Raw genomic sequence first — 9,679 nt, forward strand, 5'->3', positions numbered from 1 at the left:
GATTCATTACGCACCCTCCATATGAATTAAATTTCACATAGAGTGTGGCACAAAATATTCGTGGGATAGCTAAGAAGGTGCGTTTTGCGAGGCCAGTAGGAGCAAGATGTAATAAGATGAAAGCGATGAAATTATCAACACTCTGCACAAAAGTACCATCGGAGTAAAAAACCGAACGGATGAACATGAAAAACAAAAGCCCCGACAACTTTTTGAGTTATCGGGGCTTTCTTGAATAAATGGCGCGCCCTGTAGGATTCGAACCTACGACCACATCCTTAGAAGGGACGTGCTCTATCCAGCTGAGCTAAGGGCGCGCTACAGGGACAGGATTATACGAGTTGAACTCCGTAAATCAATCGCTTTCTCTAACATTCTGTTTCAAATGCCTAAAAAACTGCCATTCGCTAACCATGTGACGAAAAACAGAACAAAGCAAACGTTTGCTTATAGATGTTACTTTAAATATCTGCGACAATGCGCCCAAAAATATTTGCGACCAATGTGTAAGGAAAGCCATGACTGCTCAAAATATTGATGGGACACTCATCTCCCAGACGGTTCGCTCTGAAGTAGCGGCGCGGGTAAAAGCTCGCACTCAAATGGGCCTTCGCGCTCCGGGGTTAGCGGTGGTGCTGGTGGGAGAAGATCCTGCGTCACAAGTGTATGTCGGCAGCAAACGTCGTGCTTGTGAAGAAGTAGGTTTTGTTTCTAAATCCTATGATCTTCCGGCCACTGCAGGTGAAGAGGAACTACTGGCGTTAATCGATAAGCTCAATGCCGACCCTGAAATTGACGGCATTTTAGTGCAACTGCCCTTACCTGCTGGGATTGACACAACCCATGTGCTTGAACGCATTGTTCCTGAAAAAGATGTCGATGGTTTTCACCCTTACAATGTGGGCCGTTTAGCCCAACGCATTCCTAAACTGCGCTCTTGCACGCCCAAAGGGATCATCACTTTGCTTGAGCGCTATAACGTTCAACTGCGTGGTAAGCATGCGGTGATTGTGGGCGCATCCAATATTGTCGGCCGACCAATGACGTTAGAGCTGCTACTGGCTGGTTGCACCACAACCACATGCCACCGCTTCACTAAAGATTTAGAGCACCATGTTCGCCAAGCTGATTTGTTGGTGGTGGCCGTTGGTAAACCCAATTTTATTCCCGGTGCATGGATTAAAGAAGGTGCCGTGGTGATTGATGTGGGCATCAACCGCTTGGAGTCAGGCAAACTGATTGGCGATGTCGAGTACGATGTAGCGCGCACCAAAGCAAGCTTGATCACCCCTGTTCCGGGTGGTGTCGGGCCAATGACGGTTGCCAGTTTGATTGAAAACACCCTGTTGGCATGCGAGCAATTTCACCCCAATAACTGATCTTGTTATTGATTATTGCTAGTGGTTATTGATAGCTATGATGAGCGAGCCAAAAAGAACCCCAGCACTGCGCTGGGGTTCTTGCGTTATAAACCAACTTAGCCTTTATTGGGCATTATTCATTTGCGTCAGTTTGTTGCCTATTGGCGTAGAGAAATTGTAGCCGTCGTGTTCGTCCCAGTTAATAGACCATGTCATCACACCACCGTAGTTAGGGTAGTTGAAACTCGGTTTCACCGTCGCGCAAGAGGTTCCCTTGGTTAAGCAGTCCAACGCATCAAGAATGTTTTGTGTGGGCGCTTGCCCAGAGTTGGCAGAGCTCGGGCCAGAAGGCAAACCGATTGCAACTTGATCGTCACGCAGTGGTTCAAAGCGTGAACCATCGGCCAAATCAAACCCTTCTAACAGCATTTTTGATTGAGCGACCATCATATCCACCGAACCTTCAGGTGCTGCACCCGGTAGATAAGGGTTTGGTAACCCACCGTTGTTATAGAGCTGGACATGAAGTAGATCGAGCGTGTCACGAACCTCATTGATGATAGGAATATACGCACCCCAAATGCCGCTATAAGCCACCATTCCTCCTTGAACATAAGGGTGTTCTGGTGCCATGGTCAGGTACATATCACCGCCGATGTTGGCTTCAATTTGCTTTAATGCCCGGCCCAAGCGCGCTTGAATTTGCGAGCCATGCATTAAGTTAGAACCACTTTCTAAATCAACATCCAAGCCATCAAAACCCCACTCTTTGATCAACGCCGTCAAACTATCAACAAAGTGCGCTTCATCACTGTCAGTATTGAGCGTAATGTTGCCTTCCGCGCCACCAAGTGACAAAACAAAAACTTTGCCTTTGGCTTGCAAGGTCGCCATATCTTGCTTGAACTGGGTAGCATCTAAGGCGGGACAGCTACTATGCGCATCGCCTGCGAAAAGATTGAAATGCACGGTTCCATTACTGTTGCGGTCATTGTCGGCAAATGCAATATCGATCACATCCCACGCATCAGACATATCAGCGAGACGCATTGGGCAGCCAGCAGCATTGACAAAATTATGCCAGTAACCGATCAATTTGTGCTTTTTCTGTGTCTGTTCAACCACCTTCACGGCAGCCGCGTCTGACAATACACTACTGCCTGCATCATAAGCTTGCGCAGCCACTGTGTATTCGCCGATAGCCGTAGGTGTCCAAGTGTAGGCATAAGGCGCACTGGTATCAGTTGCGACCACCGCTCCATTCACTAAGAAATCGACTTTAGAAACAGCACCAGTGAGTGACGTCGCATTGGCAGCAATATTGACTGGTTTACCTAAACCGACGGTTTGCCCTGGCGTTGGCGATGTTAACGACACCACTAACGCTTGATCGCTTACTGAAACGTTAATCTGACTTTCAGCGCTATTATTGTCATTATCGGTTGCGATGGCTTTGAGTGTGGTACTTCCGACCTTGCTCGCAACCCACTCAACCGAATAAGGCGCTTGGTTTACTACGCCAAGGCTCGTGCCATCAACAAGAAATTCCACTTGTACTACACTGCCATCGGCATCATTAGCTTGTGCGCTGAGCAGGATGGTAGAACCAGCCAGAATCACTTCATTGTCAGCAGGGCTCGTCAATGAAACGGTAGGTGGCGTGGCGCACGCGCCCATTCCTGTCCACGCTTCTTGCCAATAACTTCCTTTGCCCGGCTCATAGGCCCACGCTGAGCTGGAAGAGCACCAACCTGCGATATCACAACGGAACTTTTGATTATTGTTTTGCACCAGTTCGCCCGCAGCGTAACTGCTACCCGCCACATAGGTTGCTAAACCTGCACAACCACCACTTGAGCCTCCAGATACAACCAAGGCGACCTCTTGGCTATGAGTCGTTTGGTTATCATTATCCGTCGCTTTGGCTTTAAAGGTGTGAGAGCCTGAGACAGCAGTCCAATCGTGGGCATAAGGTTCTGAAGTATCTGAAGCGACGAGTTGTCCATCCACATAAAAATCAACTTGCGTGACGGTTCCATCCGAATCGGTGGCATTAGCGCTTAGCGTCAATGAGTTACCAGCCGCTAGCTGCTCAGCACCTGTTGGGCTGGTTAAGTAGATGGAAGGAGGAACTAAACCACCAACAGGCGTAACCGAAATGGTTGACGCGGTTGACGTAGTCGCACCCTGATTATCAGTGGCAATTGCAGTCACTTGGGTTGCGCCTAAAGCGGCAGTCCAATCGGTTTGGAAAGGCGCTTGTGTGATGACGGCGATCGACACGCCATCAATCAAAAATTCAACCTGTGCCACGCTACCATCGCTATCAGACGCGGTGGCTTGCAGCGTGATTAAGCTGCCTTGTGGGATTTGTGCATTATTGGCAGGAGAAACGAGATTTAGCGTGGGTGGAACATTGCCACCACCGCTGTCACACTGCCCGAGTGATAGCCAAAATGCCCAAGGGCCGTTATTGCTTGCAGGATCATTTCCCTGCGTCCAATAGTTAGCTTGATAGGCTGCGTTAGATTCCGTCACTTTATCGCCGGACGTATAAATGGCGGACGTATCCCAAGAGCCCAAGCCATCACAGTTATAGGCTTGAGCTTGGTAGCTTATCCCTAACGTTGTAATAATGGCGGCTCTGAGTAGATAAGAACTCATTGTTCTCTCCTTTGCTTATGAATAATTAACCCGTTCCCAAGTAACTTGACGTGGTGGCCTGCAATACGCGAGATAAAGACAAGGCAACATCAAGTAGGCAGGGTATATAACTAATAAGCTAGAGGACGAGAATTGCACTCTAAATAACTGATAATTTTAATTATCTCAGCTCAAAATCACGGCATGATTTCAACATCAACACCGCTTGCAAATCTTTTTCGGCGGACTTCACGAACTCACCTAATCACACGTCGTTGAGAAATTGATATGGTCAATATTATTTTGGTGAGGTGGATGGATAAAAATGCCGGCTCTATTAGCCGGCATCGAAGATACAAAATGTATGGTGGGTTCTCGTAACCAATAGAAACGCTACGTTTATAGCGACAAAATAACCCCAGCAAGTGCAGCACTCATCAAGTTAGCCAGCACGCCAGTGCTGATCGCTCGAAAACCATATTGAGAGATGAAGCTGCGACGCTCTGGCACCAAACTGCCCAAACCACCGATCAATACTGCCATGGTCGAAATATTGGCAAAGCCGCACAGAGCAAAAGTTACAATCGCTTGAGAATGTTCACTGAGCGAATCTTTTACGTCCATCAATTGGATAAAAGCGACAAACTCGTTCACGACAATTTTATTACCAATCAGTGAGCCTGCCGTCATCGCTTCGCTCCATGGAATGCCCACCAGCCACGCAACTGGAGCAAATAGGTAGCCTAAAATCAATTCAAAACTAAGGGTTAAGCCAAACAGACCGCCCACCCAGCCCAATAGGCCGTTGAGTAGCGCAATCACACTGATAAAGGCCAGTAACGTCGCCCCAACCGCAACCGCGATACGAAGCCCAGACATTGCCCCATCAGCCACGGCTTCAACCACATTGGTTGCTTTTGGTATCTCAACCTCTTCGTTGGCCACCTGCTGACTTTGCGCTTCGGTTTCCGGCACCAAAATTTTCGCCATCAACAAACCGGCTGGAGCTGACATAAATGCCGCCGCAATAAGATAGTTAAGGTTAACGCCCAGTGAGGCATAGCCCACTAACGTACCACCCGCAACCGAGGCTAAGCCACACGTCATCACCGCAAAAAATTGCGAATCACTCATGTGCTTTAAATAGGGCTTAACGACTAACGGCGCTTCAATCATGCCGACAAAAATGTTCGCCGTGGCTGACAGTGACTCTGCACGCCCCGTACCCAATAATTTTTGTAAACCACCGCCAATCAAATTAATCACTTTAGGCATCAAACCAATGTGGTACAAACCGGAGATCAAAGCGGAGAAGAAAATGATGATGCCAAGCACATTAATCGCAAACACAAAACCAACGCTACCATTGGCTAAACCGCCAAAGAGAAAGCCAATTCCCTCTTGCCCATAATTGATCAAATTCGACACCGCACCCGTGACACTGTTGAGCACTTCTTTCCCCATAGGGACATACAGAACCAATAGTGCAAAGCCTACTTGCAATAAAAAAGCGAGCGACACGGTTCTAAGTTGGATGTTTTTTCTATTGGTAGAAAGTAGCCAAGCCGTAAATAAGATGGCGACGACGCCAAGTAATGAGTTCATTTGCTGTCAATCCAGATAACGGGGATAGGAAAGGCGCGCATTCTATCGTGCGAAAACGAATGCGCAAGTCGCAAATGTTACAGAGGTGTGCTTAAAAATAGCAGCCTTAAGCCTCTTGTTTCAAGCTGTTGATTTGTAACAAGCTAAACGATTGCCTAGGCTTATCTTTTCCATATAGAAAAGATGTTTCTGAGTTTGGAAATAATAATTCGTACTCATTACACTTTTGTCAAACGGATGTAAGGCTCTAACTGAGTATCCCAGTAGCAAGGTGTACCGATTAAAGCCTTGATAAATTCAATCACGGCTGAGGTTTTCTTCGGCATATGTTGTCGGCTCGGGTAAACCGCATAAAAAGGCATGCTTTGATTTGCGTGCCAATCTGGCAACAACTGGATCAGTTTACCAGTTCGAAATTCATCTCGAATTAAATAAGTCGCCAAGTAAGCAACACCCCACCCTGCCACGGCGGCGTCACGGACGGCTTCGGCTAAATCCACCGAATAGTTACCCGACACATTGATGTTGATCTTTTGCTCTGGATTAGCAAACGACCAACTGGTGTAATCTCGCTCCCAACTACGGTAGATAAGACAGTTGTGACCTAACAGATCACCGGGTGTCTGAGGGGGTGAATGGTTTAATAAGTATTCCGGTGATGCCGCCAGCACAAATTGGCAATCGGCGAGACGTTGCGCCACGTACCCTTCCGGCAAATGTTCGTTGTTGGTCACCCACAAATCAAGCCCTTCTTCGAGCATATCGACTCGATAATCGAACAAATGCACTTCCACTTGCAGTTTTGGATAACGCTGACGAAGCGCCTCCAGTGCTGGCAAAATGTGCAAAGAACCAAACGACTGTGAAAGACCAAGCTTAATCAGCCCAGACACCTCATCACGCTGGCTTTCCATTTCAGACTGCGCAGCATCCATCAACCCAACGACCGCAATACAATGGCGATAAAAAGCCTCTCCAGCCTCGGTTTTGGTGAAGCTGCGAGTGGTTCGCTGAACGAGCTTCACCCCGAGCGAGGCTTCCAGTAAGGCCAACTGCTTACTAACATGCGATACTGATACGCCTAAGCTTTTGGCCGCAGCGGTAAAGCCTCGATGTTTGATTAACGCAGCAAATATCACCATTTGCCCTGCACGTTCAACTAGCACACGCTCTCCAGAAATAGCAAAGGGCTCATGATGAGCCCTTTGCGTTCAATTAAGGTTCAAATCAATAGGTAATTCTATCCGCCAAATGGCTCACCGCGAGGGCGAAATAATATGAACGGTTCCACTTCATCAACACATTATAGTTGTTGTATACCAAGTAAACGCGGCCATTTTCATCATCTGGCATGATAAGCCAAGCTTGAACGTTGTCTAAATTAGGCAGTGGTTTACCTTCGTAACGAGTAATACCGAGCTTGTTCCACTCTCTCAGTGATTTCCCTTTTTCGGGCTGTCGCCCTTCTAGAGTGCGGTCAAACCCATGCGGAACTTTAACTTGACGGCCCCAAGTGTATTTATCATCCCATCCCGATTGGCTGAGATAATTGGCCGTCGACGCGAATACATCTTCCTTTGAGCGCCAAATGTCTTTTTTGCCATCGCCGTTACCATCGGAAGCGAACGCCAAAAACGAACTCGGCATAAACTGGCATTGTCCCATCGCGCCAGCCCAAGACCCTTTCATCTCATCAGCTTGGATATGACCTTGCTGTAGAATTTGCAACGCGGCCATCGTCTCCTTGCGGAAAAATTCTTCTCGACGACCGTCATAAGCCATAGTCGTCAGCGCATCAATAACACTAAAACCACCGGTCAACGCACCAAAATTACTTTCTACGCCCCACAAAGCCACGATAAAGCGCGGCTGTACGCCATATTGTTCGCCAATGCGGCTAAGCTCTGCATAGTGCTTTTCATACAGCGCCTTTGCTTGGTTCACTTTCCATTCTGGAACCGCGCGTGGGATATATTCATCCAGCGTCAGTTTCTTTTCTGGTTGATTGCGATCGGCCGTCACAGCACGTGGCTTGTACTCCACATTTTTAAACGCATCGATTAAAATTTGCTCTGAAATGCCTTCATTTCGTGCTTGCTGCTTCAAGCCTTCGACATAGTGTTCAAAACTAACCTCATTCGCCATCAATGGCGTGGAGAGGCTTAATCCCAATACGACTGACAATAACTTTCTCAAATCGTCCTCCTTGAGCTGAAAACTTAGCTATCTTTTTGCTGAGCCTTTTGCTGCTTATATTGTTCTAATAAATTTTGTGGCGGTGGCGGTAACTGTAGGAAAAAGCCCTCATTTTCTAGAGACTCTTTTACTTTTTCAATGTTCACTTGGGCAAGTGTACGCCCTTCCAGTTTCACTACCATGACTAAAGTAGGTTTACCGAACATCGCCATTAATGTGTCAGGAACCTGTGAAAAGTCATCCTTTTTGGGGATATAGAGATAGGTACCTTCTTTTTTAGAGCTTTTGTAGATAGAGCAAAGCATGACAAACCTTTTATTGTAATAAACTGGCTTTTCGAGCCAATTAAGTTAGAAACGTTAAACTTTTACCAAATTTGAGATTAAAACAAACATTTGACCGCAAGATAACTTGCTGAGCTAAGTCAGGGAATATAACATGACAACCCTAGTTTCAGGCAACGCCCTTTCTAGTGAAGCCATTAGTTATTGAGGTCAATATAAGATGTCGAATACTCCTGACCTAAAAGGTAGCAGTTTTACTTTGTCAGTGTTACACCTTTGCGACAGTGAAGTTGCCAATACCGTTGAGTTTCTCAAGGAAAAAGTCGCCCAAGCTCCTGCTTTTTTTGCCTCTGCACCTGTGGTGATCAATATTGCTAAAGTGATTGGCGATATTGATTTTGCGATACTTAAACAAGGCATCACTGAAGCGGGAATGATCCCGGTCGGTGTGACAGGTTGCCGTGATAAACGCAGCCAAAACTTAGCCTCAGAAGCTGGCTTTGCCGTGATGGCAGCAAGCAAGTCGCCTTCTCAAGCTCCCGCTCAAATCGCGCCAACCAAGGTGATTCGCACGCCCATTCGCTCTGGCCAGCAAGTGTATGCCAAAGATAGCGATTTAGTGATCCTCAATCACGTCAGCGCAGGGGCCGAAGTGATCGCCGATGGTTCAATTCACATTCATGGTTCACTGCGCGGAAGGGCCATTGCCGGTGCCAGCGGCCAAACGGAAGCAAAAATTATTTGTCACGATTTACAAGCAGAGCTGGTCTCCATTGCTGGAAATTATTGGCTTAGCGATCAAATTGAAAGTGAGTTTTGGCAGAAGAAAGTGATGCTCAGCATGGTTGATGATTCACTGCATTTTGAAACGCTCACGATTTAAAATTAACAAGGAAAACATAATGGCACGCATTATTGTTGTAACGTCAGGAAAAGGCGGCGTTGGTAAAACAACCTCAAGCGCAGCAATTGCTTCTGGCTTGGCTTTAAAAGGTAAAAAGACAGCGGTCATCGATTTTGATATCGGTCTGCGTAACCTTGACTTAATCATGGGTTGTGAGCGCCGCGTGGTGTACGACTTTGTCAACGTCATCAACGGTGAGGCGACACTTAACCAAGCGATGATCAAAGATAAACGCACCGAAAACCTGTTTATTCTGCCTGCCTCACAAACCCGTGATAAAGATGCGCTCACCAAAGAGGGCGTAAAGCGCGTTTTGGATGAACTCGATACGATGGACTTTGATTTCGTCATTTGCGACTCACCAGCAGGTATTGAGCAAGGCGCGTTGATGGCTTTGTACTTTGCTGATGAAGCGATTGTAACGACGAACCCTGAAGTCTCTTCCGTGCGCGACTCGGACCGCATTTTAGGGATTTTGGATTCCAAATCAATGCGCTCAGAGCAAGGGTTAGAGCCTGTTAAACAGCACCTTTTATTAACCCGTTATAACCCTACTCGCGTGACACAAGGTGAAATGTTGAGCGTGGAAGATGTTGAAGAGATTTTACATATCTCTTTACTTGGCGTGATCCCAGAAAGCCAAGCGGTGCTTAATGCCTCCAACAAAGGTGTTCCGGTTATTTTTG

The 9,679-nt window shown here is 47.1% G+C and carries 8 protein-coding genes and 1 tRNA gene; 3 read left to right on the top strand and 6 right to left on the bottom strand.

What is annotated here, in order from left to right:
- Positions 1-240 precede the first annotated feature (240 nt).
- Positions 241-317, bottom strand: a tRNA-Arg gene (locus tag AACQ21_RS01560).
- A gap of 201 nt (positions 318-518) precedes the next feature.
- On the opposite strand from AACQ21_RS01560, the gene folD reads away from it, so the two are divergent.
- Entirely contained in the window at positions 519-1,379 is an 861-nt protein-coding gene (gene folD / locus AACQ21_RS01565; protein WP_176428681.1) for a bifunctional methylenetetrahydrofolate dehydrogenase/methenyltetrahydrofolate cyclohydrolase FolD, read from the top strand.
- A 105-nt stretch (positions 1,380-1,484) separates the two neighbouring features.
- Here folD and AACQ21_RS01570 read toward each other — a convergent pair whose 3' ends face one another.
- The 5 genes from AACQ21_RS01570 to AACQ21_RS01590 all read right to left on the bottom strand — a co-directional run bounded on the left by AACQ21_RS01570 (position 1,485) and on the right by AACQ21_RS01590 (position 8,110).
- A complete protein-coding gene (locus AACQ21_RS01570; RefSeq protein WP_105977378.1) occupies positions 1,485-4,025 on the bottom strand; it encodes an Ig-like domain-containing protein in 2,541 nt (846 codons plus the stop codon).
- Positions 4,026-4,403: 378 nt separating this feature from the next.
- Positions 4,404-5,609, bottom strand: coding sequence for a NupC/NupG family nucleoside CNT transporter (locus AACQ21_RS01575; RefSeq protein ID WP_105977379.1), 1,206 nt, complete (start codon positions 5,607-5,609; stop codon positions 4,404-4,406).
- Positions 5,610-5,827: 218 nt separating this feature from the next.
- The gene (locus AACQ21_RS01580) at positions 5,828-6,775 is read right to left on the bottom strand and encodes a LysR family transcriptional regulator (protein ID WP_105977380.1); all 948 of its coding nucleotides are present in this window, start codon (positions 6,773-6,775) and stop codon (positions 5,828-5,830) included.
- Between the two features lie 61 nt (positions 6,776-6,836).
- On the bottom strand, positions 6,837-7,805 hold the full coding sequence (locus tag AACQ21_RS01585; protein WP_013857211.1) for a lytic murein transglycosylase: 969 nt from the start codon (positions 7,803-7,805) through the stop codon (positions 6,837-6,839).
- Positions 7,806-7,828: 23 nt separating this feature from the next.
- Positions 7,829-8,110, bottom strand: a complete 282-nt coding sequence (locus AACQ21_RS01590) for a YcgL domain-containing protein (RefSeq protein WP_017044579.1) — start codon at positions 8,108-8,110, stop codon at positions 7,829-7,831.
- Positions 8,111-8,309: 199 nt separating this feature from the next.
- Between AACQ21_RS01590 and minC the strand changes: the two genes are divergently transcribed.
- Together minC and minD are read left to right on the top strand one after the other, a co-directional pair.
- Positions 8,310-8,972, top strand: coding sequence for a septum site-determining protein MinC (gene minC / locus AACQ21_RS01595; RefSeq protein ID WP_013857213.1), 663 nt, complete (start codon positions 8,310-8,312; stop codon positions 8,970-8,972).
- A 19-nt stretch (positions 8,973-8,991) separates the two neighbouring features.
- The coding region (gene minD / locus AACQ21_RS01600; RefSeq protein ID WP_105977381.1) for a septum site-determining protein MinD at positions 8,992-9,679 on the top strand (688 nt) is incomplete at its 3' end.

This window comes from Vibrio sp. V01_P9A10T6 (assembly GCF_963877065.1).
GTDB lineage: Bacteria > Pseudomonadota > Gammaproteobacteria > Enterobacterales > Vibrionaceae > Vibrio > Vibrio anguillarum.